The sequence below is a fragment of the Williamsia sp. 1138 genome, assembly GCF_002095435.2.
Lineage (GTDB): Bacteria > Actinomycetota > Actinomycetes > Mycobacteriales > Mycobacteriaceae > Williamsia.
Genome location: NZ_MJEJ02000047.1, coordinates 110,559 through 135,199 on the forward strand (window position 1 = coordinate 110,559; position 24,641 = coordinate 135,199).

Below are 24,641 nucleotides of genomic sequence, written 5' to 3' on the forward strand. Positions count from 1 at the left end.
GAATACGGAAGCATGCTTTGTGCAGCCCACTGCTGTTGACATGGGTGTAGGGCTGGGTTGCGTCGTACAGAACCATCTCGCCAGGCCGCAGTACTACTTCCCGGTCGTGCTGAATGATGATGCTGGACCCTGACAGCTGGATGCCGAGAAAGACACATGGCTCAGCATCGTCGCGGATCAGAGACTGTGTGCGCCGCATCGTTGTCGATGTGGATGTTTCCTCAGCCGTACACACCGTGAAGTTACCTGTCTGGCCCAACGTCAATTTCGCTGCCAATACATCAGGTTCTTCGTAGTCGAGTTCAACCCGAACAAGATTGTCCAGACAACGTTTCGGACCATGTCTGCACGCTCACGCGCGGCCACCCCTGACGTCGTCACTCGAACGGGGCTCACGGCATTACCTCCTCGACTGCGCCGAACCAGTGCTGAACCGTCCGGGCAGATTGAGAGAAAGCTATCGCGACTACAGGGGTCACGTCGCCGACCGGGCAACCTATCGGCAAAACGTGCAGACACGATCAACACCTGAGCACGATCAGCACACTCTGAGGATCGGCTAGCGCCATGTGAAGCTAGCGCTATGAAGGCAGCCCAGGTGTCGTGGCGACCGGTGCGTGCACGCACGGATTTCATGCTTCATTTCGTCGCTGGTGACGAAATGGATTGCAGTATCAGTGATTGCGGCTGCAATAGGCGCTACGTCAGACGAGTTTTGCTGGATTGCGCCGGGAGTTCAGTCTCGGCCTTCGAGAAGGTGGGCATACGGGTCGCTGTCAGCGCCGACTTCTTCCGGCATGGGGTAGTAGGTCTTGATGAGTAGGTCGCCGTTGTCGTCCCACGCGAACGTCTCGATGCTGTGGGAGGTCATCGTTTCTTCGCCTGTGCCGAAGTAGTTCTCGCACACCCACGCCATCTCATTGCCGTTGACATGGACGGTGATCATGTTAATGCGCAGGTGTTTCTGAAAGAGGTCGAAGGCGTGAGTCGTGGCTGTGTCGAAGCCAGTCTTTTCCTCGGTGCCCACCGGGTCGAACATTCTGACCTCGCCGGGCACGATGGTGCGCCACGACGCGACCCATTCCTCGCGTTTACCTGCGTTCCATAGCTCGGCGTGAACGGCTGCGTGGGCCAGGCGTGCCCGACGGCTAGGTACCAAACTCATGGTCACCTCTGTCTCGGTAAGCGACGTGTCTACCGCACCCTACTGTTGTTCTGGTCTACTGTCTAGACAGTCGTCCATGTTCATTGGAGTAGCGCTTCGGTGCAGCTACACGAGGGCCGGATTCTTAGTTTCATGGGCAAGCAGCCGCTTTTAGCCCGGCGCTTTGACAGCGTGAGGTGCCGCTCGAGCGCCAAGAAGTTCTTAGCCCTGGATCCGTCCGCCCTATCCGCTCGTCGAGTGTTCAGAAGCAGCGCCGGCGCTGCTCCTGAACCCGTCCAGTTTGGTCGGATTCATCACCCAGTGCAGTTGCTCGATACCGGAAGAGGTTGTTGTGGCGCTGAGAAGGGTATAGGGCTCGCCGTCTCGGGACAGCAGCACGGACGGCGCTCCGTTCGCCTGCACCCACGTGATCTGCGCGCCGGTCCAGAAATGAGAGGAGAAGGCCGCGACGAACTTCGCCACTCGCTCGTCGCCCATGATCGGAATGCGCGCGGCGAGAACACCTTCTATTCCGCCGCCATCGGAGTTACTGACGACGTCGGCGGCCAGCAACGCGGTGAGTGCCTCGAGGTCGCCCGTCTGTGCGGCATCGACAAACGCAGTGAGTAGTCGCCGGTGATCCGAGGTGCTCACAGGCGCACTGCGGCCGGCTGCGATGTGTTTGCGTGCCCGGGTGACGAGCTGACGTGCGTTCGCCTCCGTCACCTCGATGATCTCGCCGATCTGACGGTACGGATAGTCGAACGACTCCCGCAGGACATACGCGGCCCGCTCGGTCGGTGTGAGCTTTTCGAGTAGCAGCAGCACCGCGAACCCGAGGGCTTCGCCCCTGACGGCTCCGAGTGCTGGGTCCGCGCTGGTGTCGACGGGTTCGGGCAGCCACGGCCCAATGTAGGTTTCGTGCCTGGCCCGGGCAGACTGCACTGCGTTGATCGCCAATCGGGTTGTGGTGGTGGAGAGGAATGCTGCAGTGTTCTCGACTTTCGATCTGTCGTAGGCCTGCCACCGCAGCCATACGTCCTGCACGATGTCCTCGGCTTCGGAGGCGCTGCCCAACATCCGATATGCGATTCCGAACAATCTGGGTCGCACGAGGTTGAACTCGGCCGCGACGTCGTCGAGTTCGGAACGGGGATTACGAGGCATCGCGGTCAGTCTTCCTGTTGGTCGAGGTCGAAGGGGCCGAGTGTCCAGTGGTGAAGCTTGTCAGGTGAGAGTACGAGCCAAACCCGTTCTATCAGTCCATGTTCGACCGAGATGGCAGCAATCCCCACGACGCGACCGCCCCGCCGATACGCCAGTCCTGACTGCCCGTTGACCCACTCCACACTGACCGAACTCTGGTGATCAGTGGTTGCGTGCTGCACCAGAAGCGTGCTGACACTGCCTCGTCCGGTCCGTTCGCCTTCCCCGTCGACGACAGCGACGACGCTCGCCGCCAGCCATGTGCTCACCGTCAACGAATCACCGGTTCTGCATGCCGTGGCGACGGCAACCACTGCTGCGTCGTAGGCGTTCGATGGATGCATCATTCGACGAGCCTTCCTGTGGTGTCGTCAGTATGCATCAGGCCTCGGCACGCGCCGCCCGGTCGAACTCCTGGCGGCGATTGATCACGGCTTGGGGCCGCTGACGACATCAACCGCGAGCCACTCCTGGAACGTGGTCTCCGCGGGCTGGGCGTCGGCACTTGGAAGGAGTTCACGATCGGCCAAGCGGGCTCCGAAATACAGTGCGTCGTCGTCGATGACAACGGTTCGGGGGTCCCGATGCGCTTCGAGCCCGCGGGCAACGAAGTCGGCGAGCGTGAACACTTCCGGACCGCCGATCTCGACAGTGCCGTTCAGCGGCGCTCCGACGCTGACGCGTGCGACTGCGCTCGCGACCTCGTCTGCCGCGACCGGTTGGATCGACGCCGACGACAAGCGCACCTGATCATCAGACGTCGCCCCGCCAGCGATGGACTTGAAGAACTCGAAGAACTGCGTCGCATGGACGATCGAGTACGGAATCTTCGACTCCTTGATCAATTGCTCCTGCTTCACCTTGGCCCGCATGTAGCCACTGTCGGTGAGTCGTTCGGTTCCGACGACCGACAGTGCGACGTGGTGACCCACACCAGCGGTGGATTCTGCGGCGAGAATGTTCGTCGTTGCGCGCGTGAAGAAGTCGAGGACAGCTGCGTCTTCGAATGACGGAGAGTTGGACACGTCGACGACTACATCGGCTCCGACGAGGATGTCGGCCAAACCCTCACCTGTGAGGGTGTTGACGCCGGAGTTGGGAGACGCGGCAATGGCGTCGTGCCCGTGTGCTCCGAGCTTGGTGACGAGCTTCGAGCCGATCAGTCCTGTACCGCCGATGACAACAATTCTCATGAGAGTCTCTTCCGCTGTGTGCTGGACGCCGTGGTTGGCTGTCCGGTCACTGCATTCGACCGAGTAGCTCCTCGATTTGTGACAGCACCCGTCGGTGACGGGTGGGACGTCAGTTGGTATGGGACGGTCTCTTGTTCCACTGAACAAAATTGGTGGGCCACCAGAACCAGCGACCCAGTAGCCGTGCGGTCGCTGGGACGACAAGGGAACGCACGAGCACGGTGTCGATCAGGAGTCCGATGGCGACAGTGGTCCCGATTTGGGCGATGTTGTGGGCGTAACTGGCGAGCATGGCGAACATGGTGACGCCGAATGTGAGGCCCGCGGTCGTCACGACGCTGCCGGTGCCGACCATTGCCCTGATCAGTCCGGTGCTGGTACCGGCATGCATTTCTTCTTTGAACCTGCTGACGAGCAGCATGTTGTAGTCGGCGCCGACTGCGACGAGAAAGGTGAATGCCACTGGTGCTACCGACCAGTGCAGCGGGTTGCCGATGATGTCCTGCCACAGGAAGATCGCGATACCCCAGGCCGTGAGGAATGACAGGCCCACGGTCGCGATGACGACGAACGCTGCGACCAGGCTGCGCAGCAGCGCCAGGACGACGCAGAACACGAATGCGAGCGCTGCGATGACGATGGCGATGAAGTCTTCGTGCAGGAACGATTCGATGTTGAGCAGGGTGCCTCCGGGTCCGCCGATGCTGACCGTGGACCCTGCCAGCGAGGTGCCTTTGATCGCGGTGAGCGAAGTCGGGATGATGTCCGCGCTCAGGTCCATGGCTTCGCGACTGAAGCCTTCCTCGGTGGGGGTGATGATCATTCGTGTCACCTTCCCGTCCGGCGAAAAGTAATACGGCATACCACTTTTGAACAGTGGGCTCTCCAGGGCCTGGGAGAGCAAAAAGAAGCCGGCGCCGGGGTTCCCGGCCGTGTATGCGCTGCTGACCTCGTCGAGGAAGGTGGTTATCTCCGACACTTGCGGCATAAGGGCCCCGAGGGTGCTGCGCAGCGGCGCGATGAGATCGCGGAGCTGCACGATGGTGGCTTTGATGCGCGGCAGCTCTGTCGCCGCCAGCGGTAGTGCTCGGGCTGCGGAGTCGGCGCTGGCCAGCAACTGGTTTGCCAGTGGCCCGAGCTTGGAAGTGTCGTCGAAAAGGGACAGGCTGGTCAGTGCTGCGTTGCACGGTTCGATGTTCCGGCAGCCTGGGACGCGTTCGATGAGATCTTTTGCGGGATTGCTAACTTCTTGGAGGGTGGCGAGTTTCGCAGTGGCCGAGTCGGTGACTGTCTTGAGGTTGGCGGTCGCGGTGGCGAGTTGTTGCAGGCCCTGTTGGCCTTGGGCGAGTGCGGCGGCGAACTGGTCCACGGATGTCTCGATGCCGTTGATCGACTCGACCACGACGCCGAGGTCGGCGAGACGTTTGTTGAGCAGCGTGGTCATCTGGGTGAAGCGGTCTCCGATGTATGACGCCTGGCTGGTCAATGTGCCTTGCGCGATCGGGGTGGCCAGCGGCCGGGTGATTCCCTGGACAGCATTGATCCCGGGCAGGTTCGCGATCGAATCGGTGAGTTTGGCGAGCGCGATCAGGTCAGCGGCGTTGCGCATGTCATGATCGGCTTCGACGAGGAACACGCTGGGGGCCATGACATTAGGGGGCAGATGCCGGTCGGCAGCAGCGAAGCCGAGGTTGGCGCGGGAGTCTGCGGGTTGAGCGATGCGCTCGTTGAAGCTGGGTTGGTAGGTGGGCACGAGCAGCACGGCCAGGAACAGCACCGCCAGAGTGGCAGCCAGTACGGGGCCCGGCCACCGTGCCACCGTGACGGCGATGCGCCGCCAGCGTCGCTGCGAGCGTTGGGAGGTTCGTGGTTCGAGGAAGCCGAGTCGACTGGTCACTGCGAGCAACGCCGGACCCAAAGTCAGTGCGGCACCGAGGGTGACGGTGATGGCGATGGTGCAGGGCAGTCCGGAGGTGCTGAAGATGGCCAGCCGGGTCAGCGCCAAGCAGGCCATGGCGCCTGCGACCGTGAGGCCGGAGGCGATGATGATGTGTTGCACGCCCGCGAGTGCGGCGTAGTAGGAGTCCTCCCGGGTGAGTCCGTTCCGACGGCCCTCCTGGTACCGGCCGACGAGAAAGATCCCGTAGTTGGTGCCCGCGCCCAGGACCACCACCGCTGACAGGGCGGAGGCGAAGATGGAGACGCTGATCATCTGTAGTTCCCCGCAGATGGCGACGACTGAACGGGCAACGGCCAACCCGATGCCCACGGTCAGTAGCGGTACCAATGCGGTGACTATCGATCGGTAGACGAGCAGTAGTACGACGGTGACCAAGATCGAACAGATCGCGATCAGCAAGATCATCGATTCGTCGATGGCGACCAACTCGTCGTTGACCACCGCTGAGGGTCCGGTGACGTGGGCCTGCACCCCTGGGGGAGCGGCAACACTGTCGACGATGTCGCGTGCTGCCTGAGTGGACTCCATGGCCTTGGCTGTGCCCATGTTCCCGGCCAGGTTGACCAGTGCATACGCAACCTGCCCGTCGGCGCTTTCTGCGGCGGGCGCCAGGTCCGGGTTCGACCACAAGTCCATCGCCGAGTTGACCATCGCGGTGTCGGCGGTGAGCTTGTCGAGAACGGTGGCGTAGTACTGACGGGCGTCGTCGCCGAGCACATCGTCCCCTTCGATGAGGACGTAGACGAAGTTGTTACTGCCCCCGCCGCCGAAGTGACCACCCATTTTCACCAACGCCTGCACGGCTGACGCTTCGTCGGGCATGAACGACTGTGCGTGCCGGTTGATGACGGTCTCTAGTTGGGGGAACACGACATTGAGGCCACCGGCAACGAGGAGCCAGGCGATGATCACCGGCACAGAGAAGGAGTAAAGCGCCCGCGCGACAAGGGGTCGCCTCGCTTTGTTTGCGCGAAAGTACCTCACGCGCAAAGGACGTCGTACTTCGGCGAGTAGTGCCGAAGTGACCTGGGCCAGGGTTGGTCGTGCGGTGGTGGTCATGGATCCTTCTTGCGTTCAGGCCACGGGGACGGTGCATTGGATGGTCGCTGCGGAACCGGTTGCGGTCTTGTTGTCGCGTTCGATCCCGTTGACGTCGATGGCGCACGTCACCTGGCTACCGGCGGTTTGGGCGGTGACGCCGACGGAGGTGGTGAGTTCTCGTGTTCTCACTGTTCGGGTCCACGGCAATCGGACCTGATGCTCTTCGACATGCCCACCGGGCAGCAGCTGGGAAATGGTCGCGATCGTGTCGGTCTCCCCGCCGACCGTGTAGGTGATGGCTTTCTCCCGCGGGGCCGCAACCGCGTTCAGCGGAGGTGAGTGTCCGATCGCGCGATCGGGGATCTCCCTGATTCGCAGAGCCCCGATAGACGTACCCGCAGCCAGCAGGACGCAGACAATGCTGATGGGAATCCAGGCCCGGGCAAGCATCCGAAACACCGGCTACCTCTTTCGTTGTTATGTAGACCGGGGCGAGTGCCACTCGGATACTTCGCGGACTGATATCGGAGACTTTTCACGTGGCATCAACCCTTTTGAGGGTCAGAGTGAGGGCTCAGGCGGCGGGTTGAACCAGTTGGCGAGCTGCCGCCCAGATCGACTGACGGTTCGCGCGTGAACGCGCGGCTGAGGCCGTCGATTCACCAGCCAACTGGCCCGATGTGCCGAGCACTGCCTCAACCTGGTTCGGATGACTGGAGTCCGTATCTTGTTCTGCGTCCACCCTATTCACACGCCCCGTGTTTGGTCTAACGCAGACTGCCAATGGCAGTTACAGTAGATGTAACAACGCCCATTGGCAAGCTTTATTTGAGAAAGCCGTGCACCGGCGTCGGAAAGCCAGGTAGCGCCGCCGACCCGGTGCCTCGACCGGGATACTGGTCGCATGTGCAAGGTGACTAAGCCCAAGCCCCGCCGGTCCGCCGCGCAGATACGCGGTGAACTGATGCAAGCGGCTGTGGCCGAACTTGATGCCGTGGGCCCCGAGGGGGCGAGTTTGCGCTCCATCGCCCGGCGAGTGGGAATCACGCATCAGTCGGTGGCGCACCATTTTGCCGACCGCAGCGCTCTGTTCACTGCGGTAGCCATCCAGGGAATTGACGACCTGTACGCGAAGAGCGTGAGCGCACTGCAGGAGTTGCCCGCCGCAGCGCCCCTGGGGGAATCTGTGGCCGCGCTCGGCGAGACCTACGTGCGTTATGCGCGGACCAACAGGTCCACCTTGATGCTCATGTTCGGCTCACGCCTACTCGATGTTCGTGATCCCGACCTGGTTGAAGCACGTCTGCGGTTGTGGGATCTGCACCACGACACGGTCACGGCGGCGGTGCAGCAAGGCTGGGGTGGGGCGGTGCCGGCCGACCTGATTGCCATCGCCACTTTTGCCATGGCTCACGGACTGGCCGCCCTCGAGGGCGAACTCCCCGGCGGATTCCCCGTCGAAGGGGAGATAGAGGACGTACTCCGCCTGGTCAACGCTGCCGTCATCGCTCCCCCTGCCGATGGAAAGGCCGGCGCTTCCACGCGACGCGGCAAGAAGTCGCCAACGTGACAGCAGAAAAGTTGTCTGGTGCCCAAGTGGGTCGTGCGCACGCCCGTCCGTGCCTACCGTCGCCTGTCATCCTCCGGCCCGGCCTGCGCTGAGGTAACAGGCGGTGTCCCTTGGGGATTGGCGGTTGCGCCATCACTGAGCGTGGTCTCGCCCGGCCAGCCCATCGCATCGAGCCGATCGGCCTGCTCAAGTACGCGCGCGTGGTCGTCGTGGGAGAAATCGGCTCGACGACGCGCTTCGGCGGAGTCGGCGGCGCGACGCAATTTGCGGGCGAACTGCACCGGTGAGAGTCCGAACGTCGTGAAGATTTCGTAGCTGTCGGCACCGCCGTACGGAATCCACCGGGAGGCGAAGTTCAGAATGTCTACTGCGGAGCGCACCTCGTCGCTGCCCTGGTCTCTGCTCGATCTGTTACGGGAACTGAACATCTGAAGGGTCCCTGTCCGTCGGATGGTGGCGCCGGCCGTCTGGCGGATGCCTAAGGGGTCGCAATCGGCGAAGCGTGGTGGGTGATCAGGACAAGACCCTGTACGTCACCTTTGCGACGCTGCCTTGTTGTCCGTCTTGAATGGCTACGACGTCTGCAAACTCTTCGCCGGCTGCTTGGGCCGCGTTGTGGGCGACGGTCTCAAAGTAGAACTGCCGCTCGTGCTCTGAGCGCCACAGGACAGGGGTCAGGGGTACGGGATGTTCGATCTCTCGGTGATGCACGTATATCTTCCTTTTCGCTGCCGGCCCTCTCGGCTACCGCACTCGCCCGTCTGTGCCGAGACGAGCAACCGCAGGTTTCTCACTGTGCTGCGGGTTGAAGGCTGTCGAGGTTGAGAAAGGCAAGCAGTCCGTTGTCGAGGTGAATGGCGAACTGCCGGGCGCTTACTGAACTGCCGTCTCCGAGGTGGACAGGGGCCGTGGGCAGAGGTCCGAAGTCTTCGACAATCGCCCCCTCCAGTCCGTCGTGCTCGCCGGCGGTGACCACCACCCTGTCTCCGATAGCGGGGGTGCCGGGTTGCTTCGTGTCGGTCGCTTCGGCCGCGGTGGGAGGTGCTGGCTCGGGAGGCCCCTGGTCGGGTGCCGCAGCATTTCGCTTCAACATAGTGTCTATTTAGTACAGCAAACTCGGCCGACAGGCAAAGGGAAATCGACGGTGCTGAATCCCACATTGCAGAAGCCGCATTATCTTGGTATGGCTTATGCTGTAGAACATAGAGACTATCGCGACCTGGGGGTTGAAGGCAGCTCGCAGCGCGGCTCCTGCGCACCTCACGTCGTGCCGGCAGCTCCTGCTGCAGCCACATACATGTCCTCTAGCTCAACAACGACATCGTCAAGTGGGGAGGCAGATCGCCGTGCGCGGCAGAGGATTACAGCACCCTCTATCGCTGCCACGAACATGGAAGCAAGCCGAGCGGCCCGCTCGTCGGCAATACCCTCCCGGACCATTGCGTTGGTGATCGCGACGTGCCAGTTCTGGAAGATCTGCGCGACCGCTGAATGCAGATGTTCTTCATCAGGCCCGCCCGAGATCGCTACCGACGCCACCGGGCATCCGGCGCGGTAGCCGGAATTCTCCAACGACTTTGTCCAGAACGCCGCGATGCGATGCAGGATTGCGACAGGGCCATCGCCGACAGAACGGTCAAGGATCGACCCGATCGCAAGTCCCGCGAGATCGACTGCCTCGGTCATGATCTGATCGCGTCCGCCCGGAAAGTGGTAGTACACCGACCCTCTTGGGGCATTGCTACGGCTCAGAACGGCATCGATTGTCACACCCGCGGCTCCGCGTTCCTGAAGCAGCTCGACCGCGCTCACCAGCATTCGCTGCTTGGTACTGATCCGCGCTCCCACGTCGTCGTCCCTTCACATCGCCTCGAGGCTTGCGCATCCGAGGACCTTGGTATGTGTTATGTCATATTACCCAGTCTTCCTTGGCCGTCGGCTGCCACAGGTTCGATCCGTACGGGCAGGGTCTTGTGCCACGGGTTTCCGAAGAACTTGTCACGACGGCGTACCGAAGTCAGGGTGTTGAGTGCCACGCCGACAACGACATCACCGTCGTCGGTGGGGTAAGACACGCCCATTCCGTTGGGAAGCGAGACGTGTCCCGGCTGCATCATGTCATTCACCTCGACCACCGCGGTTGCGGTGCCGGTCTCGGTGGTCAGGCTCACGAGGTCGCCGGTGGCGACCGCCATGGCGTCGGCGTCGTGCGAACACATGCGGAGTGAGCCCTCGCGGTCGCGGCGCCGCCAGTCGGGGTCTCGGATGATCACATTGGCCGTGAATGAACGCCGCTCTCCTGCCGACAGAATGAAGGGGAACTCAGCGCTGGTATAGCAAGGCTCCACGTGGTCGAGGAGTTTGATCTCCTCGATCAGTTCGGGGATCGCGGTGTGGATCTTGCGGTCGGCGTGACGGATGTATCGCCAGGCGTCTTCGTAGTTGTCGTCAGTGAACCGGACCCCTTGGCGACGGCTGATGATGGCGTCGAACAGTTGCTCGCCCTGCTCGGCGCCGCGGGCGGTGAATCCGGCTCTGCTGACAGAATCGGGCTGGGCGATACACGCAAGCTGGGCGAACCCCCAGATCATGGCCTTGGCTTCGCCGCCGGGTTCGAAAGTGGTGCCCAGAGTGCGATAGAGCAGGTAGGGCAACAGTCCGGCGAGCTCAGGTTTTTGCTCGACAGTCGAGAACAGCGACAAGGCGAAGGCGGACCGACCGACACGCGCGGTAGCCGCCAGGGACGCAACGACATCCGGGTCGACGACACCTAACCGATCGATGATCGCAGCATGGATTTCAGGTTCTGGTCGAGTGCCGGGCAGCGGTGCCATCAGGGGTGTCCGGAGCTGGAAACTGTTGTGGGGAAAATGCAGGGTGAACAGGGAAGCCTCATACTTTTCGAACTGACTGGACGCAGGCAGCACGTAGTCGGCTTCACGTGCGGTCTCGGTGAGCGCGACGTCGACGACGACGGTCAGGTCCAGGCTTCGCATGGCGCGTCGGAATCGTTCGGAGTCAGCGAGGGAATGTAGCGGGTTGGAGGACTCGATCCACATCGCCCGCAGTCGGTCTGGGTGATCGGTCAGGATCTCGTCGGCAATCGAGTTGCACGGGATCAGGCCCCACAGGATGCGTGCACCCGTGACCGGGGTGGTTCCGAATTGCGTCGAGTTCGAGGTCCGGTCGGCGATGGGACCGGCCACTGCCACTGCGACAGCGTCGAACGACGACTTCATGGCCAGCGTGGCGGCCCTCTCTGCAAGCGCGGTGAGTGGGCCCCTACCGTCGAGGTGCGACAGAATCCAGCGCAGGCCGCCCGCACCTCGTCGCATCGCCTGCAACCCTGTTGTGCGGCGGGCAGTTTCGAAGCGCGGTGTGGTGTCCCGCTCGAGCGGAAACCATTTACCGGCCAAGGGGAACATCCACGAATGGATGTGCATACCACCTGGTTTGGCGAAGTTTCCGGTGAGTATCCACAGCATCTTCTGCAGGTATGCGCTGACGGTGCTGTTGGGTGACTGCTGAACGCCCAAGTCTTCGTAGGTGGCGACGCTGCCGGCGTTGCCGATACGTCGCGCGGCGGCGCGCAGCGCATCTTCGGGTACCCCGCACCGGCGGGCATAGTCGGCGATGTCGATCGAACGGAACAGGGTCAATACTTCTGCCACGTCCACGGTGTGAGCGGAGAGCCAATCTTCGGCAATGAGTTTCTCTTGGACGAGGGTCGCGTCGAGCGCCGCCAGACACCACGCGTCGGTACCCGGTTTGATCTGCAAATGGTGATCAGCCATTGCGGCGGTCTCACTCTTGCGGGGATCGATCACGATGATCGATCGTTGGGGGTCGCGTGCGATTTCCTTGAGGACTGGTCGTGCGCGGGACATGCCATGCGATTGCCAGGGGTTCTTGCCCACGAACACAACAACTTCGGAGTTCTCGAAGTCGCCAGAAGTGTGGCTGCCGTAGAGCTGGAGGTCAACAAATCCTTCACTTGTCTTCTCCTGCGCCAGCGCGTTGGACATGTACTTGGCGCCTACCGCGTGGAAAAGCCCCCGCCCGTACGCGCCGCCGAGGTGATTGCCTTGGCCGCCGCCGCCATAAAAGAAGATCCGTTCGCCGCCGTGCTCAGCTTTGACCGCTGCGAGGCGCTCAGCGATCTCGTCGAGAGCGGTGTCCCAGTCGATCTCCTCGTACGTGCCGTCGGGGCGTCGCCGCAACGGCGTGTCGAGGCGGTGGACGCCGTTTTGATACCGATCCAAACGCAGGGGTTTCTCGCAGCTGTAGCCCTGCGATCCGGGATGCTCCTTGTCCCCGCGGATCTTCGAGAGGATTCCGTCTGTGACCTGCACCTCCAGGCCGCAGTTGCACTCGCACAGGATGCACGCGGTCTTCTGCCAAGAATCGGCGGCCGGTGAGGGGGCGGCATCATCAGTTGTTTCGGTCATACGAACGTCCGCAGAATATGCATTCTGCCATAATACATATTGGTCAAGGTGTGGCGGGTGCAAGCAGTTGTCGGGTCAGCTCCCGAAACGAAAGGGGCCCAACTCCTCAGCGGGAGTGGGCCCCTTCGTGCGGTTCACATACGCATGTGCAGCATCAACCGTTGATCACCAATCCTGCATGACCCAGAGCGGCACGTCCGGGGTCTGCGGGTACACCCCGAACACCACGCGTCCACCTCGGTGGGCGGCAGCCTCGGAGACAACCTGCTGGCCAGTGACATTGCTCCAGGTGCGAGCTTTCTCGGGGCGGAAGTAACTGTCACCCTGGTACCTGGAGTCGGTCTCCAAGATGACGCCCCAATGATCGTTGCCCAGAACCGCATTGATCACATTGCCTGCTCCGACCTGCGATGCCGCCACCGTCTCCTCGTGCGTCAATTCCACGATCAACACCTGATTGTCGGCAGTCGGGTACACCTTCGCGGCCGACGCGGGCCCTGCACCCACTATCAGGGCGCCGCTCAGTGCGATCGTCGTGAGCGCAGCAGCGGTAGCGCTCTTGACATGACGGCTCATGGTCTCCCCTTCCTAAAGTTAAAAATAACTATAACAAAGATTCCAGGCCACGGCGGGTTGGAGGCTGGCCGGACGGTATTGATCGTTACTTGGTCTCCGGCGAGAGGGTTGCCAACTGCGCCTCGACGACGACCTTGGTCAGCGCGATTCCGGACAAGGGTCCGTCACCGTTTTCGTGCTCGAGCAACGCGAGCAGTATGTGCTCGGTTCCGACGTCGGCCGCGCCCAGACGCAGCGCTTCGCGGAAACCGAGCTCCAGAACCTTCTTGGCCGATGCGTCGAAGGGTATGAGTGCCGGAAGGTCGGATGACTGCTCGGGGAGCGTTCCGGCAACCGCGCTGCGAACGGCATCCAGCGAAACTCTTACCCCGATGATGGTTTTCGCCGCCGTCGATTCGGAATCGCCGACGAGGCCCAAAGCCAGGTGGCCAGTGGTGATCTCGGCGTGACCGGCCTTGCGTGCTTCCTCCTGTGATGCCACCACGACATTCCGCGCACGTGTGGTGAATCGATTGAAGCCCTGGCTGGGGTCGAGGTCGGGTGTCGATGCGGGCTTGGAAACGAACCGTTTTTGCGCGGCCTGTTTGGTGACGCCCATGCTGGCGCCGATGTCGGTCCAGGAAGCGCCGGATCGTCGCGCTTGATCGACGAAGTGGCCGATCAGGTGGTCCGCGATATCACCGAGGTGATCGGCAGTCAGTACGGCGGTGGACAGTTGCTCCAGGGCGTCGTTGTGCACTGAGGTGATGGCTTCGATCAGATCGTCGAGGCGGACATGTTTGACGGGTGTGGGAGTAGTCATGCCGTCAACCCTAGGTTGACGGAGCCCAGTGCGTCAACCGTGGGTTGACGGACGCGGCGTCAGCGCCGCTCGGTGAGACGCGAGACTGCCCACAAAGTAAGAGGAATCGACAGCATCGCGAACTTCGTCAGGGCGGCTTTGCGGGCGCGTGCTGCATGCACCTGCCGGTCGCCGCCCCGCAGGATGCTCAGCAACGCGACGCCCTCGCAGGCGTCAGCGGCGACTGCAGCCGCGCAGAATAGTTGGGCCACCGGGCCGAACCGAATGCCGGACCGCTGCTCGATTCGACGGCCGGCACCTTCCGAGAGCAACGCCGTGAACGTTCCGTAGCTGCACATGTAGGCGAAGTCGAGCTGCAGCGACTTACGGGCAGCTGCAGTCCCTTCCGGGCCCCACCTGTCGAGAATCGCGGTGGCCTGCTGCTCGCTACCCGCCAACTCGAACGCGACGATGCCCGGGCCGCCTGTGGCATGCATAACCCGCTCGAGGCGCAGCATCTGTACCGTCGCGGCCAGCCATGCTCCGAACGCCCAGCGGGTCGCCGTGGCCACCTCTGAGTCAGACATCGAACGCATCGACTTTACGACCACTGCCATGGCAAGATGCTAGTCCCCGCAATTGCGTATATGTGGCGTGCCGGGAGATTTCGCGACCGAACAGGTCCGACGAAACCCGTCAGCAAACGCTGCATCGTAACGAAACCCGCTGATTACGAATGTGATCCGCCACCGCGCCGCTGCCCAGGATCACGCGAGCTTGTCCATCGAACAGATTCTGTCGCGTTAGCTTCAGGTGTGAAACCATGCGCGGAGGCAATTTTCGGGTTTCGGGGAGATGCTGTCTCGTCTGGCGATGACAAGTGGACAGCACTGCGGTAGGTGAGGGAGGGGTTGGCAAGTGCCGTATTTGGGATTGATTGTGTTGGTGGTGATGGTGGCGGCGTTGATCGACATCATCGGCAGCGAGGTAGGGGTACGGGGGTTGCCGCGGTGGGGGTGGTTGTTGTTGGTGATCGTGTTGCCGTTGGTGGGTTCAATCGTGTGGTTCGTGGCTGGACGACCCCTCGGCGGTGGTGGCCATGGGCGGCGGGCGGGGTCGGGGCGTGCGACTGCGTTGGGATTTCCGGAATATGACGAGCCGGGCCGTTTCGAACCGCAGGACCCGGCCGTCGACGCGGAATTCTTGCGGCAGGTCCGCGCGCGGGCGCAAGAGCAACGCCGCCAAGGGGAACTCGAACGCCGTCGGCAACAAGGCGGCGCCGCCGAGTGATGGTCTGAACAACGGACCGGGGTTGACTCGGCTGGTGGCGGCCGCCAGATGCTAATGGGGTAGGCCGGGGGTCTGGGTGTTGTTGTAGGTGGCCTGGGGTCGGGGTCTCCAGGCGCCGAGAGGTTTGCTTACACCGGCACCGGGCAGCCACCAGCGGGGGGAGAGCTGCTGGTAGCGGCTGCGCAGGTGATGCGCAGGGTGCCAGTAGAACTCGTCGATGGGGTACTGCCGGATGGGGATCGCTGGTGCGGCCTCGGGTCTCGCATCGATAGCGGTGGTGAGCGGCTGGTAGTCGATGATGGGGTTCAGCGGAGCCCGTAGGGCCTGCGGACGGGGTCCAGTACGGGTCGGTTGTTTCCACGTGATGACCACAAACAGCGCAGCAATCTGGGCGTCATCGACGCGACGCGTGACTGTGATGGGTTGGCCGGTGGCGGTGAGTGTCTGGCCCGGCCATAGGTCAGCCACGATGGTGCCGTCGTACTGCGTCAGAGAACCTTCCAGATCGAACCAAAGGCCGGGTCCCAGTGCGGTGACAGCGACGGTGATGTCGCGGACCGCCTCAGTTGCTCCTGGCGGGAATATCGGATGCGGGGCAGGGTCGATGATCAGCTCCAGATTGCGACCCGAGCCCATTGCGTCGTCGATGTCGATCCGTAGCCAGAGCGCGCACACGACGACCGCAAGGACTGCCACCGCTATCGCCATCACGATCAGAAGAATCCACCCCACCCGTGTCACTATAGAGCGCTGAGATCATTTAACTGCGAACAAAAGGCGACGCGATCTATTGCGGCGGCCGGGTTGAAGTGCCCACAGAACATCCGACCAGCACCCTTGAATTACCATTTCGAGTCAGCTGCGGCGGCGTGGCAGATAGTCCTTGCGCCAAGCGCGCGCACCATGTTTCGAACGTTGAGGGCGAGGCTCCGGTTGTGTCGGCTCTGAGAATTGTCTGGTGGGGTTTGGCTGCGGCAGCAGTGGTGTTCACGGTCTGGACTGCGATGTCGCCTGCAGGGGGAGTGTCTCTGTCGTGTTCGAAGTCGGGCCAGCTGGATCTCGAAGGAAGCCGAGCCGCGCTGCAGTGTGATGATTCGGTTCTGCGCGTGGTGGGCGTATGGCCACTGGTTCAGCTTGGGCAATTGCTCGCGATCCCGCCTGCCGTCGCGGCCTTGGTCATGAAGCGCTGGGTATCGTGGTTGGTTGTCGTCACCTTCGTTGTGCTGACGTTCATCGCAGTAGCGAATTGGTCGTCTTTTTGGGTCTCGTTGGGTTTTGCTGTTCCCATGTTCGCAATCGGATTGCTGGCCGCCTCAGCGCAGCACATCGTTCAGCCCGCGCGGTCGGAAAGTTATACGCAACGAACCTGATCGATCAGTGCGTCAGGCAATTTTCCAGGTATTGGCGTGCTGTCAACCACGGCCGATCCAGTTCAGTCGAACAACATTGCTTCCTTCCACGTTGGTTAGCCCCGCATCGGAATCAGGGTGGGTCGTCAACGCGGTGATCATTGACCTTTCGCGGCGATCCGGCATAGATCCTCCTGCGGCAGTGTGGGCCCTGCGGCGCTAAAGTTTTGGTCTGCAACCTGATTCGGATTGCTAACCCGATGAGGCGTTTCAGCTCGAAGACCCGACGATCGCGGTCACGCGTATTTCCACACGCATGTCGGCGAGACCGAGGACCGTGACCCCGGTTTCGGTCCAGATCGGCGCGCGGCCGTCGAGGCGGCGGCGAAACTGTTCGGACATCACGCGGTTGTGGTCCTCACCGATGGCGTCATCTCCTGGCGCGACCTTATGGTACGAGTTGACATGGATGACGTCCTTCCAAGTCGCGCCCACGGTTGCGAGCGTGCGCTCTACGTTGTCGAAGGCCTGAATGATCTCGTCTTCGAGTGAGGAAGGAATGGCGAGGTCATCGTCGACCCCTGCCTGGCCGGAGATTTCGACGCGGTCGTCGACGCGGACGGCTCCGCTGTAGCCGCGGGCTTCGTGCAGCTTTTCGCCGAGGCCTGGGGTGATGCCGAAGGTGACGGTGCTCATGGGTGTGTCCTTTGATCAATGTCAGCGCATCTCGGATTGAGTTCACGCTTGAAGTCATGCTAGCTCGATTGACTTCACGCGTAAAGTAACAGCACTGAGTAGGAGGGTTTGAACGATCATGAGCAGCACTGAAGAGGCCGCGAGCGATGATGGGGAACACGAGAGTGGCGCAGACGTGCGCTGGCTCGATGACCAGGAAAAAGCCGCCTGGACGGGGTTGATCTCGCTGGTGTTACTGCTACCCGGAAAGCTCGAGCCGCCGCTCCGGAAGGAGCACGGCCTCACTCTGTTCGAGTACCTCGCGCTCAGTCATCTCTCCGAGGCACCGCAGCGCACGCTGCGGATGGGGGAACTCGCCTTCCTCGCCAGCGGATCGCTGTCACGGCTGTCGAATGTGATCAAACGCTGTGAGCAACGCGGCTGGGTGGTGCGGGCCCCTGATCCTGTCGACGGCAGATACACCCTCGCCGAGCTCACTGACGACGGTTTCGAGATCGTGGAGCTGGCAGCGCCGACACATATGCGCGCCGTGCGCGGCATGATTCTCGATCAGCTCGATGCGACGGACCAGAAGGCTCTCGCCCGCATCGCGCAGAAACTGCACATCGTCCCCGATGACTTCGCCTGACACCGCTGGAAGGTCGTTGGAGACCTAGGTGGTGGCGCGCGCTTCGTATGGCGCCCAGGGTGTTTCGCGGAGTGCAGGACAGTGTTCAGGGGTGGGGTGGTGCGCGATGTGGATCATCTGGTCGAGGGCGTCGCGTGCGGCGGCGAGGTCGGCCATCGCGGTGGTGATCCGGTCGCGTTCGGTCTGCAGTATTTCGAAGGCCTCAGGGGAGGCCTGGCCGGTGTCGACGCAGGGCAGCAGCTGCAGGACGGTCCGGCTCGACAGGCCGGCGGTGAAGAACTGCTGGATCAGCTTCACGCGCTCGATGGCTGATTCGGGGTAGGTCCGCTGGCCGCTGAGGGTGCGCTCAGAATGAAGCAGTCCCTGCTCTTCGTAGTAGCGCAGCGCGCGGGTGCTGACCCCCGCGCGGTGTGCGACGTCGCCTATCCGCATCCGAGCAACCTCCTGTTACCAGGCAATCCACGGTTGGACTTGCCCTTGACGTCAACGTGAAGTTCTAGATTAGCCGATGTCGGGCCGCATACGGCCGGACATGCACAGGAACTCTCTCAGAAAGCAAGGTCCCCATGGACATCAACAACCAGATCGCGCTCGTCACCGGAGCCAACCGCGGCATCGGCCGCCAATTCGTCCTCGAGTTGCTCGACCGTGGTGTGAGCAGGGTGTACGCAACGGCGCGCCGTACGGAGACACTGGACTTCGACGACAACCGGGTGGTGCCGGTGCGGCTCGACCTTCTCGACCACGAGTCCGTCGTCACTGCGGCAGCCACCGCATCGGATGTCACCCTGGTCGTCAACAATGCCGGTATCTCAACCGGTGCGTCGCTCATCACCGGTGACCTGACCGAGATCCGTCGCGAGATGGACACGCACTTCTGGGGCACGTTGGACGTGATCCGCGAGTTCACCCCCACACTGGCCGTGAACGGTGGCGGCGCGATCGTGAACGTACTGTCCGCCCTGTCGTGGTTCGCAGCGCCGAGTTCGGGTTCGTACTCCGCCGCCAAGGCTGCCGAGTGGAACATGACGAACGGTGTGCGATTGGAACTTTCATCTCAGGGCACATTCGTGCAGGGTGTACTGCTCGGCGCGGCCGACACCGATATCGCAGCGGGATACGACGGGCCCAAGATCGATCCTCGCGAGGTACCGCGCCGCTCCCTCGACGGCCTCGTTGACGGGTCGATCGAGGTCATCGTCGATGAGTGGACCGCGATGGTGAAGGCGTCACTTGCCGGAGACCCTGCCGCGTTCTACACGCAGATGCGCGAACTCCTCGGCGCCGGCTGACCATGCGAACCGGCGCGGTACCCGAGGTCCGGGTGCATCGACTGCGGCTGCCCCTAGGCTGTGGACATGGAGCATGTCATCTGGTGGCAGGTGTACCCGCTGGGGTTCGTGGGAGCCGAGGCGACGTCGATCGAAGGAACGGAGCACCGGCTGGACCGGATTGTCGATTGGTTCGACTATCTGCTCGAGCTCGGATGCAACGGCCTGTCGCTGGGCCCGGTCTTTGCGTCGTCGACGCACGGCTACGACACGATTGATCACTTCCGAATCGATTCTCGGCTGGGCGAAACCGAGGATCTCGAACGCCTGATTGCCGCAGCGCACGACCGCGGCATCAAGGTGATGCTCGACGGGGTCTTCAACCACGTCGGCCGCGACCACCCGAAGTTCCGCGACGCGCTGCGCGACGGGTCGACTTCGGAAGCAGGACAATGGTTTCGATGGGATGGCGACAAGCCTTTTGCCTTCGAGGGCCACGATATCCTGGTCACGCTCAACCACGACAACCCGGCGGTGCAGCAGTACATCGGCGACGTGATGACGCATTGGCTCGACCGCGGGATCGACGCCTGGCGCCTCGACGCCGCCTACGCCATAGACCCGTCGCTATTCCGGACGGTGCTGCCTCCGGTGCGTGAACGGGCGCCGGCGGCCTGGTTCGTCGGGGAGATGATCCACGGCGACTACGAGGGTTATGTCGCCGCATCGGGTCTCGACTCGGTGACTCAATACGAGCTCTGGAAAGCGATGTGGAGCTCGCTGAACGACGAGAACCTCTTCGAACTGGGCCATGCCATCGAGCGCAACAACGGCATGCTGGAGGCCTTCGTCCCGGCGACGTTTGTCGGCAACCATGACGTGACACGCATAGCGAGCACACTGTCGGACGAGCGGATGATCCCGATCGCGGTGGCGCTGTTGTTCTTTCTCGCCGGCGTCCCGAGTGTCTACTACGGCGACGAGCAAGGCTTTCGCGGGGTCAAGGAAGAGCGAGTCGGTGGTGACGACGCCATACGTCCCGTCTTTCCTGCTGGCCCAGATGAACTCGCACCGTACGGACGCGGTCTGTTTGAGCTACACCAGGCGCTGATCGGCGTGCGGCGCCGTCATTCGTGGCTGCACAGTGCGCGTACAGAGGTGCGCGACCTGAGTAATCGGTCAGCGACTCTGATCTCCAGGAGTAGCGGCGAGGAACTCATTCTGACGATCGATCTCACGCTGCTGGATTCAGAACCTGCACCCCATGGGTTGGTGGCCGCGAACCGCAATGTGGTCGCCAGCGGCCCGGGTTGGTCGATCGCGGAGCCCGCCTCACCAGCGGCGGGAAGTTCATAGTTTCGGCGCTCCGCCGAGACCCTTGTGGACGCGTCACACCACATTCGTCCCCGAATCGGGGTGCCGAGGGGAATATGCCCTTCGTCGGCCGGTACGGGACCGAATCTGGTGGTCAGCGTAAGTTGTCGTGACGATACTTGTAGGCGTGAGGCTCGGCGATTGCCTTGTCGAAGGGGACCGCAGGCAGGTGATTCGACACCAGGACATACAGATTGGACCACTAATGACGATCCTCCCAGTCGCCGAACTGCACCTCCACCTCGAGGGAACGCTCGAGCCCGAGACGATTTTCAGCCTTGCCGACCGGAACAAGATCGCGCTGCCGTACGCGGACGTCGATGAACTGAGGGCACGGTTCGACTTCGCCGACCTGCAGTCGTTTCTCGATCTCTACTACGCCAACATGTCCACGCTGCAGACCGCCGCCGATTTCGCCGAGATGACCAACGCGTATCTGGCGCGTGCGGCGCGTGCAGGTGTCCGTCATGCCGAGGTCTTCGTCGACCCGCAGGCTCACCTCCTGCGCGGTATCGCATTGGAAGAGGTGATGGAGGGAATCACCTCATCGCTCGATGCTTCCGTCGCCGTCCATGGTGTCAGCACCGGACTCATCGTCTCGATGTTGCGCGACCAGAGCGCAGAGTCGGCGATGGAGGTCCTCGATGCCGTGATCGCGCTGGGAACCCCGATCCTCGGAATCGGACTCGATTCGGCTGAAGTCGGGCACCCACCATCGAAGTTCGTGGACGTCTACGCGAAGGCTCGCGCAGAGGGTCTACATCTCGTCGCACATGCTGGGGAAGAGGGCCCGCCGGAGTACATCTGGGAGGCGCTGGACCTGCTCGGTGTCGAAAGGATCGACCACGGGATCAGGTGTCTCGAGGATGAACGGCTCGTCGACCGACTGGTGACCGAGCGAGTCCCTTTGACCGTATGTCCTTTGTCCAACGTCAGCCTGAAGGCCGTTGATCACCTGTCGAACCATCCGCTGGCGGCCATGCTCCACAAAGGCCTGAACGTGTCGGTCAACTCCGATGATCCTTCCTACTTCGGCGGCTATGTCGACGACAACCTCACCGGGGTGCGCGACGCGCTGGATCTCGGTGCCGGCGACCTTGTGGCGTTGGCGCGGAACTCTGTCACGGCATCCTTCGCGGAAGATGGCCGAAAAACGGAGATCCTGGCAGAAATCGCGGTGGCGGCGCGGAGTCTGTGAGGTCGCAGGCGCGCCTACCCCTATCTGTCTGAAACTACTGCACTGCAACATCTCTCGATCGTTCTTGTAGTGAGTGTAGGCTAGTGTTGGTACCCGGGATGGGGCGCCGCGGTGCGTGAGTGAAGGGGAGAGCCGATGTCCGATGGTCCGGTCGTCCTATACGACGGAGTGTGTGGCTTCTGCAACCATGCGGTGCAATTCCTGCTGCGGATCGACCGTCGTGGTGAACTGCGCTTCGCTGCACTGCAGAGTGACTTCGCCGGCGGCGTCATTGCTCGGCATCCCGAACTGGCATCCATGGATTCCCTTGTCTATGTGGGCAATCCCGGGACCGCCGAAGAGTACGTGGCCGTGCGGTCTGACGGTGCGCTACGTGTCCTCGCGCACGCCGGTCGGCCATGGCGGTGGTTGCGGATCGCCGCGGTCATCCCTCGTCCCGTGCGAGACCGGCTCTACGACGGTTTCGCCGCCATCCGATACCGCGTGTTCGGCAAGCTCGACTCCTGCCCCATTCCGTCACCGGATGTGCGTGCGCGATTCCTGGATCAGGGCGACCCGGCACAAATTCGGTGAACTGGGCGATCACCCGTCAAGCGCCGATCGTGCTGTTGCCGTGGATTCGGTCGGCCCGTGCACGTCATCGGGCTCCCAGCGCAACAAATCGCCTGGCTGACAGTCGAGTACGTCACAGATCGCGGCCAGAGTCGTAAAACGAACCGCCTTGGCGCGTCCGTTCTTGAGTACGGCGAGATTGGCCGGGGTGATGCCGATCAGTTCGGCGAGAACGCCGACCGGCATCTTGCGCCGAGCGAGCATGACGTCGATGTCGACGATGATCGGCATCAGATGACCTCGTCGAGCTCAGATTGCAGATGCTTGGCTTCTCGGTCGAGAGCGACCGCTTGGGCCAACAGTGTCCGTAGAACGTAGACCACGAGGGCGACGCCGCCCGCGACGAGAGCCGCGCCGCAGATCAGCCCCACCAGACCCGGAGCCACCTCATCGCCGGGGGAACCGTGGTTTGCGAACCGTGCCACCACTGCAATCGCGAAGATCAGGATTCCTCCTGCGGCGACCGCGCCGATGACGCCGTCGACATAGCGGAAGGATGCGTGCGAGAACACGGTTCCACGGCGAATCATGGTCAGCAGTCGCCAAATACAGATCGCGATCACCTGCAGACAAGCAACGCCCGCGACGCCGATGATCGCAAGGGACACGCGGATACCTGCGGGGGCGTCGTCCATGTCGAACCACAGCACTGGCGCAATGGCTATCTGCACCACCACAGAACCGGCGAGTGCAATCGCGATGACGGCACGCAATGCGAGTACAGCCCACTTACCCATCCGTAACCCCTCAATCCGGCCTCCACCTGTCTCGGTCGAGGAACAACATAAATCTATCGCAAATCGATAGATTCCGCCATCGAGGTCGAGCCTCAGGGCGTCAGTGACGTCATGAACGCATAATCGAGCAATGACTACCGAAGCATTCGATCCGCGAGAACTGCTGGCGAACAGCACGTTGGGGGTGCTGGCGACAATCAAGTCCGATGGCCGTCCACAGCTGTCTCCCGTCACGCCGTTCTACGACCGGGCGGACGAGGCCATCTACATCTCTGCCACGGAAGGTCGCGCCAAGACCCGAAACCTGCGCCGCGATCCGCGTGGCGTCCTCGAGGTCACCAGTTCCGACGGTCGGTCCTGGGCAACCGCAGAGGGGAGCGTGACCATCATCGGGCCGGGCACCGATCCTCACGGTCCTGAGGTGGAGGCGCTCGTCGGGTACTACCGCGCCGCGGCAGGCGAGCATCCTGACTGGGACGAGCATCCTGACTGGGACGAGTATCGGTCGGTGATGGTGGCTGACCGACGGGTTCTGGTGACGATCCACGTCGACCACGTCTACGGAGAGCGCATCGGCTGATCGTCGTCAGACATCCCAGCTGTCGGGTTTGGTCCCGTCGACGTCGGTGAAGCCGTATTCACGAGCCAACTCTGCCGAGCTGACGGACTTCTGATTCCATCGCGCTCGCTTCGGGTCTGCGGCGATGGCGGCGACCGCGCGACCGACGTAGCGCGGTGATTCGGAGGACGCGAACGCCGGTGGCGCGGTCGGCAACCCATGACCCCGGTTGTCCTGCAGGGCGTCGCGCCAGGTGGCTTCGGTGACCTGCCAATTGTCGAGCATCATCTCCGAGCGCAACCAGCCGGGAGTGATTGCCACGGCGGTGGCGCCACGCTCGGCCAATTCGTGGCCTTGCGAGTAGGCGAGCCGGTTGACCGCCACCTTTGCCAAGTCGTAGAACACCGATATCCGGTAGCGGTCGGCGTTGTATTCAGCTGTGCCATCAGTGATTTCCACCAGCAGGCCGCCGGGCTCTTCGACAAGTAGGGGTAGCAGGTGATGCGAGGTGATCAGATGGGTATCGATGCCGAGCCGCAGAATGCGGAGACCACGGTCCAGGTTGTGCTCCCAGATCGGGGTATTCCACTCCGGCGGAGCTCCTTTCAGTATCTCCGCGCCCCAGATGTCGTTGACGAGGACATCGATACGACCGTAGTCGCGTCGCAGCTTCTCAGCGAGCTTGTGCACTTGCGGCGGATCAAGATGGTCGACCTGCACCGCTACCCCCGTACCGCCGAGTTGGCTGACCAGTTCCGCGGTCTCTTCGATGGTCTCGGGACGGTCGTAGTCAGAGTCGATTCCCCCGCTGCGGCTGCTGCGACCGGTGCAGATGACAGTCGCGCCGGCTTCCCCGAGACCGGCCGCAATACCGCGCCCGGCGCCTCGGGTGGCGCCGGCCACGACGGCAACCTTGCCGCATAGCGCCTCGGCAGGAACTGTTCGGCCCATGCGTCCGAGACTGTCAACAGAACCGACGCGAGTCAATGCTCCGGCCATGGCGGACTC

Annotated in this window: 29 protein-coding genes; 8 read left to right on the forward strand and 21 right to left on the reverse strand. The window is 62.5% G+C overall.

The features are described from left to right. Positions 1–736: 736 nt before the first annotated feature. From BH683_RS17780 to BH683_RS17805, 6 genes are all read right to left on the reverse strand, one after another. Positions 737–1,171, reverse strand: coding sequence for a hypothetical protein (locus BH683_RS17780; protein WP_143696079.1), 435 nt, complete (start codon positions 1,169–1,171; stop codon positions 737–739). A gap of 216 nt (positions 1,172–1,387) precedes the next feature. Further along, a complete protein-coding gene (locus BH683_RS17785; RefSeq protein WP_084837605.1) occupies positions 1,388–2,311 on the reverse strand; it encodes an RNA polymerase sigma-70 factor in 924 nt (307 codons plus the stop codon). A 5-nt stretch (positions 2,312–2,316) separates the two neighbouring features. Beyond that, a complete protein-coding gene (locus tag BH683_RS17790) occupies positions 2,317–2,697 on the reverse strand; it encodes a hypothetical protein (RefSeq protein WP_084837606.1) in 381 nt (126 codons plus the stop codon). Positions 2,698–2,778: 81 nt separating this feature from the next. Beyond that, positions 2,779–3,543, reverse strand: a complete 765-nt coding sequence (locus BH683_RS17795) for an SDR family oxidoreductase (protein WP_084837607.1) — start codon at positions 3,541–3,543, stop codon at positions 2,779–2,781. 109 nt (positions 3,544–3,652) lie between these two features. Next, positions 3,653–6,562 (reverse strand): RND family transporter, encoded by a 2,910-nt coding sequence (locus tag BH683_RS17800; protein ID WP_084837608.1) that lies wholly within the window; start codon positions 6,560–6,562, stop codon positions 3,653–3,655. A gap of 15 nt (positions 6,563–6,577) precedes the next feature. After that, positions 6,578–6,994 carry an MmpS family transport accessory protein gene (locus BH683_RS17805; RefSeq protein ID WP_084837609.1) on the reverse strand — a complete coding sequence of 139 codons (417 nt, stop codon included), beginning with the start codon at positions 6,992–6,994 and terminating at the stop codon, positions 6,578–6,580. Between the two features lie 454 nt (positions 6,995–7,448). Between BH683_RS17805 and BH683_RS17810 the strand changes: the two genes are divergently transcribed. Beyond that, the gene (locus BH683_RS17810; protein WP_084837610.1) at positions 7,449–8,114 is read left to right on the forward strand and encodes a TetR/AcrR family transcriptional regulator; all 666 of its coding nucleotides are present in this window, start codon (positions 7,449–7,451) and stop codon (positions 8,112–8,114) included. 53 nt (positions 8,115–8,167) lie between these two features. Here the strand turns inward: BH683_RS17810 and BH683_RS17815 are convergent, their stop codons facing one another. The 8 genes from BH683_RS17815 to BH683_RS17850 all read right to left on the reverse strand — a co-directional run bounded on the left by BH683_RS17815 (position 8,168) and on the right by BH683_RS17850 (position 14,536). Further along, positions 8,168–8,542, reverse strand: coding sequence for a DUF3263 domain-containing protein (locus BH683_RS17815; RefSeq protein ID WP_084837611.1), 375 nt, complete (start codon positions 8,540–8,542; stop codon positions 8,168–8,170). 85 nt (positions 8,543–8,627) lie between these two features. Next, entirely contained in the window at positions 8,628–8,825 is a 198-nt protein-coding gene (locus BH683_RS17820) for a hypothetical protein (protein WP_084837612.1), read from the reverse strand. Positions 8,826–8,904: 79 nt separating this feature from the next. Beyond that, positions 8,905–9,207: a hypothetical protein gene (locus BH683_RS17825; protein WP_246833446.1), complete on the reverse strand. Its 303-nt coding sequence runs from the start codon at positions 9,205–9,207 to the stop codon at positions 8,905–8,907. Between the two features lie 167 nt (positions 9,208–9,374). Beyond that, positions 9,375–9,962 (reverse strand): TetR/AcrR family transcriptional regulator, encoded by a 588-nt coding sequence (locus BH683_RS17830; RefSeq protein ID WP_246833447.1) that lies wholly within the window; start codon positions 9,960–9,962, stop codon positions 9,375–9,377. A gap of 56 nt (positions 9,963–10,018) precedes the next feature. After that, positions 10,019–12,562: a molybdopterin-dependent oxidoreductase gene (locus tag BH683_RS17835; RefSeq protein ID WP_084837614.1), complete on the reverse strand. Its 2,544-nt coding sequence runs from the start codon at positions 12,560–12,562 to the stop codon at positions 10,019–10,021. A 165-nt stretch (positions 12,563–12,727) separates the two neighbouring features. Next, positions 12,728–13,138, reverse strand: a complete 411-nt coding sequence (locus tag BH683_RS17840) for a hypothetical protein (RefSeq protein ID WP_084837615.1) — start codon at positions 13,136–13,138, stop codon at positions 12,728–12,730. Between the two features lie 85 nt (positions 13,139–13,223). Next, the gene (locus tag BH683_RS17845; protein WP_084837616.1) at positions 13,224–13,940 is read right to left on the reverse strand and encodes a Clp protease N-terminal domain-containing protein; all 717 of its coding nucleotides are present in this window, start codon (positions 13,938–13,940) and stop codon (positions 13,224–13,226) included. Between the two features lie 59 nt (positions 13,941–13,999). Beyond that, positions 14,000–14,536: a hypothetical protein gene (locus BH683_RS17850; RefSeq protein ID WP_143696081.1), complete on the reverse strand. Its 537-nt coding sequence runs from the start codon at positions 14,534–14,536 to the stop codon at positions 14,000–14,002. A 301-nt stretch (positions 14,537–14,837) separates the two neighbouring features. Between BH683_RS17850 and BH683_RS17855 the strand changes: the two genes are divergently transcribed. Beyond that, the gene (locus tag BH683_RS17855; RefSeq protein ID WP_084837618.1) at positions 14,838–15,209 is read left to right on the forward strand and encodes a PLDc N-terminal domain-containing protein; all 372 of its coding nucleotides are present in this window, start codon (positions 14,838–14,840) and stop codon (positions 15,207–15,209) included. A 51-nt stretch (positions 15,210–15,260) separates the two neighbouring features. Here BH683_RS17855 and BH683_RS17860 read toward each other — a convergent pair whose 3' ends face one another. The 3 genes from BH683_RS17860 to BH683_RS17870 all read right to left on the reverse strand — a co-directional run bounded on the left by BH683_RS17860 (position 15,261) and on the right by BH683_RS17870 (position 17,254). Further along, a complete protein-coding gene (locus BH683_RS17860) occupies positions 15,261–15,941 on the reverse strand; it encodes a hypothetical protein (RefSeq protein ID WP_084837619.1) in 681 nt (226 codons plus the stop codon). 397 nt (positions 15,942–16,338) lie between these two features. Beyond that, positions 16,339–16,497 (reverse strand): hypothetical protein, encoded by a 159-nt coding sequence (locus tag BH683_RS28730; RefSeq protein WP_168187073.1) that lies wholly within the window; start codon positions 16,495–16,497, stop codon positions 16,339–16,341. Positions 16,498–16,828: 331 nt separating this feature from the next. Next, positions 16,829–17,254: a Rid family hydrolase gene (locus tag BH683_RS17870; protein ID WP_084837621.1), complete on the reverse strand. Its 426-nt coding sequence runs from the start codon at positions 17,252–17,254 to the stop codon at positions 16,829–16,831. 118 nt (positions 17,255–17,372) lie between these two features. Here BH683_RS17870 and BH683_RS17875 point away from each other — a divergent pair, with 118 nt between their 5' ends. Continuing rightward, positions 17,373–17,882: a MarR family transcriptional regulator gene (locus BH683_RS17875; RefSeq protein WP_084837622.1), complete on the forward strand. Its 510-nt coding sequence runs from the start codon at positions 17,373–17,375 to the stop codon at positions 17,880–17,882. A 24-nt stretch (positions 17,883–17,906) separates the two neighbouring features. Here the strand turns inward: BH683_RS17875 and BH683_RS17880 are convergent, their stop codons facing one another. Further along, a complete protein-coding gene (locus BH683_RS17880) occupies positions 17,907–18,314 on the reverse strand; it encodes a MerR family transcriptional regulator (protein ID WP_084837623.1) in 408 nt (135 codons plus the stop codon). Between the two features lie 134 nt (positions 18,315–18,448). On the opposite strand from BH683_RS17880, the gene BH683_RS17885 reads away from it, so the two are divergent. The 4 genes from BH683_RS17885 to BH683_RS17900 all read left to right on the forward strand — a co-directional run bounded on the left by BH683_RS17885 (position 18,449) and on the right by BH683_RS17900 (position 22,298). Beyond that, positions 18,449–19,174 (forward strand): SDR family oxidoreductase, encoded by a 726-nt coding sequence (locus BH683_RS17885; protein ID WP_084837624.1) that lies wholly within the window; start codon positions 18,449–18,451, stop codon positions 19,172–19,174. A gap of 66 nt (positions 19,175–19,240) precedes the next feature. Further along, complete coding sequence (locus BH683_RS17890) at positions 19,241–20,509, forward strand: alpha-amylase family protein (protein ID WP_084837625.1); 1,269 nt, start codon at positions 19,241–19,243, stop codon at positions 20,507–20,509. A gap of 223 nt (positions 20,510–20,732) precedes the next feature. Continuing rightward, positions 20,733–21,725, forward strand: coding sequence for an adenosine deaminase (locus BH683_RS17895; protein ID WP_084837626.1), 993 nt, complete (start codon positions 20,733–20,735; stop codon positions 21,723–21,725). A 135-nt stretch (positions 21,726–21,860) separates the two neighbouring features. Continuing rightward, a complete protein-coding gene (locus tag BH683_RS17900; protein ID WP_084837627.1) occupies positions 21,861–22,298 on the forward strand; it encodes a DCC1-like thiol-disulfide oxidoreductase family protein in 438 nt (145 codons plus the stop codon). Between the two features lie 9 nt (positions 22,299–22,307). Here the strand turns inward: BH683_RS17900 and BH683_RS17905 are convergent, their stop codons facing one another. Further along, the gene (locus BH683_RS17905; protein WP_084837628.1) at positions 22,308–22,568 is read right to left on the reverse strand and encodes a helix-turn-helix transcriptional regulator; all 261 of its coding nucleotides are present in this window, start codon (positions 22,566–22,568) and stop codon (positions 22,308–22,310) included. Then, positions 22,568–23,074, reverse strand: a complete 507-nt coding sequence (locus tag BH683_RS17910; RefSeq protein ID WP_084837629.1) for a DUF2975 domain-containing protein — start codon at positions 23,072–23,074, stop codon at positions 22,568–22,570. Before BH683_RS17910 ends, BH683_RS17905 begins: the two co-directional genes overlap by 1 nt. A 130-nt stretch (positions 23,075–23,204) precedes the next feature. Here BH683_RS17910 and BH683_RS17915 point away from each other — a divergent pair, with 130 nt between their 5' ends. Next, positions 23,205–23,654 carry a PPOX class F420-dependent oxidoreductase gene (locus BH683_RS17915; protein WP_084837630.1) on the forward strand — a complete coding sequence of 150 codons (450 nt, stop codon included), beginning with the start codon at positions 23,205–23,207 and terminating at the stop codon, positions 23,652–23,654. A 6-nt stretch (positions 23,655–23,660) separates the two neighbouring features. On the opposite strand, the gene BH683_RS17920 is transcribed toward BH683_RS17915, so the two are convergent. After that, positions 23,661–24,584, reverse strand: coding sequence for an SDR family oxidoreductase (locus BH683_RS17920; protein WP_084837631.1), 924 nt, complete (start codon positions 24,582–24,584; stop codon positions 23,661–23,663). Positions 24,585–24,641 lie beyond the last annotated feature (57 nt).

Excerpts from the sequence above, each read along its gene's own strand:
- BH683_RS17785 (WP_084837605.1), bottom strand. The coding sequence starts at position 2,311 with ATGCCTCGTAATCCCCGTTCCGAACTCGACGACGTCGCGGCCGAGTTC.
- BH683_RS17790 (WP_084837606.1), bottom strand. The coding sequence starts at position 2,697 with ATGATGCATCCATCGAACGCCTACGACGCAGCAGTGGTTGCCGTCGCC.
- BH683_RS17795 (WP_084837607.1), bottom strand. The coding sequence starts at position 3,543 with ATGAGAATTGTTGTCATCGGCGGTACAGGACTGATCGGCTCGAAGCTC.
- BH683_RS17800 (WP_084837608.1), bottom strand. The coding sequence starts at position 6,562 with ATGACCACCACCGCACGACCAACCCTGGCCCAGGTCACTTCGGCACTA.
- BH683_RS17805 (WP_084837609.1), bottom strand. The coding sequence starts at position 6,994 with ATGCTTGCCCGGGCCTGGATTCCCATCAGCATTGTCTGCGTCCTGCTG.
- BH683_RS17810 (WP_084837610.1), top strand. The coding sequence starts at position 7,449 with ATGTGCAAGGTGACTAAGCCCAAGCCCCGCCGGTCCGCCGCGCAGATA.
- BH683_RS17815 (WP_084837611.1), bottom strand. The coding sequence starts at position 8,542 with ATGTTCAGTTCCCGTAACAGATCGAGCAGAGACCAGGGCAGCGACGAG.
- BH683_RS17825 (WP_246833446.1), bottom strand. The coding sequence starts at position 9,207 with ATGTTGAAGCGAAATGCTGCGGCACCCGACCAGGGGCCTCCCGAGCCA.
- BH683_RS17835 (WP_084837614.1), bottom strand. The coding sequence starts at position 12,562 with ATGACCGAAACAACTGATGATGCCGCCCCCTCACCGGCCGCCGATTCT.
- BH683_RS17840 (WP_084837615.1), bottom strand. The coding sequence starts at position 13,138 with ATGAGCCGTCATGTCAAGAGCGCTACCGCTGCTGCGCTCACGACGATC.
- BH683_RS17845 (WP_084837616.1), bottom strand. The coding sequence starts at position 13,940 with ATGACTACTCCCACACCCGTCAAACATGTCCGCCTCGACGATCTGATC.
- BH683_RS17850 (WP_143696081.1), bottom strand. The coding sequence starts at position 14,536 with ATGGCAGTGGTCGTAAAGTCGATGCGTTCGATGTCTGACTCAGAGGTG.
- BH683_RS28730 (WP_168187073.1), bottom strand. The coding sequence starts at position 16,497 with ATGGGAACAGCAAAACCCAACGAGACCCAAAAAGACGACCAATTCGCT.
- BH683_RS17870 (WP_084837621.1), bottom strand. The coding sequence starts at position 17,254 with ATGAGCACCGTCACCTTCGGCATCACCCCAGGCCTCGGCGAAAAGCTG.
- BH683_RS17875 (WP_084837622.1), top strand. The coding sequence starts at position 17,373 with ATGAGCAGCACTGAAGAGGCCGCGAGCGATGATGGGGAACACGAGAGT.
- BH683_RS17880 (WP_084837623.1), bottom strand. The coding sequence starts at position 18,314 with ATGCGGATAGGCGACGTCGCACACCGCGCGGGGGTCAGCACCCGCGCG.
- BH683_RS17885 (WP_084837624.1), top strand. The coding sequence starts at position 18,449 with ATGGACATCAACAACCAGATCGCGCTCGTCACCGGAGCCAACCGCGGC.
- BH683_RS17890 (WP_084837625.1), top strand. The coding sequence starts at position 19,241 with ATGGAGCATGTCATCTGGTGGCAGGTGTACCCGCTGGGGTTCGTGGGA.
- BH683_RS17895 (WP_084837626.1), top strand. The coding sequence starts at position 20,733 with ATGACGATCCTCCCAGTCGCCGAACTGCACCTCCACCTCGAGGGAACG.
- BH683_RS17900 (WP_084837627.1), top strand. The coding sequence starts at position 21,861 with ATGTCCGATGGTCCGGTCGTCCTATACGACGGAGTGTGTGGCTTCTGC.
- BH683_RS17905 (WP_084837628.1), bottom strand. The coding sequence starts at position 22,568 with ATGCCGATCATCGTCGACATCGACGTCATGCTCGCTCGGCGCAAGATG.
- BH683_RS17910 (WP_084837629.1), bottom strand. The coding sequence starts at position 23,074 with ATGGGTAAGTGGGCTGTACTCGCATTGCGTGCCGTCATCGCGATTGCA.
- BH683_RS17915 (WP_084837630.1), top strand. The coding sequence starts at position 23,205 with ATGACTACCGAAGCATTCGATCCGCGAGAACTGCTGGCGAACAGCACG.
- BH683_RS17920 (WP_084837631.1), bottom strand. The coding sequence starts at position 24,584 with ATGGGCCGAACAGTTCCTGCCGAGGCGCTATGCGGCAAGGTTGCCGTC.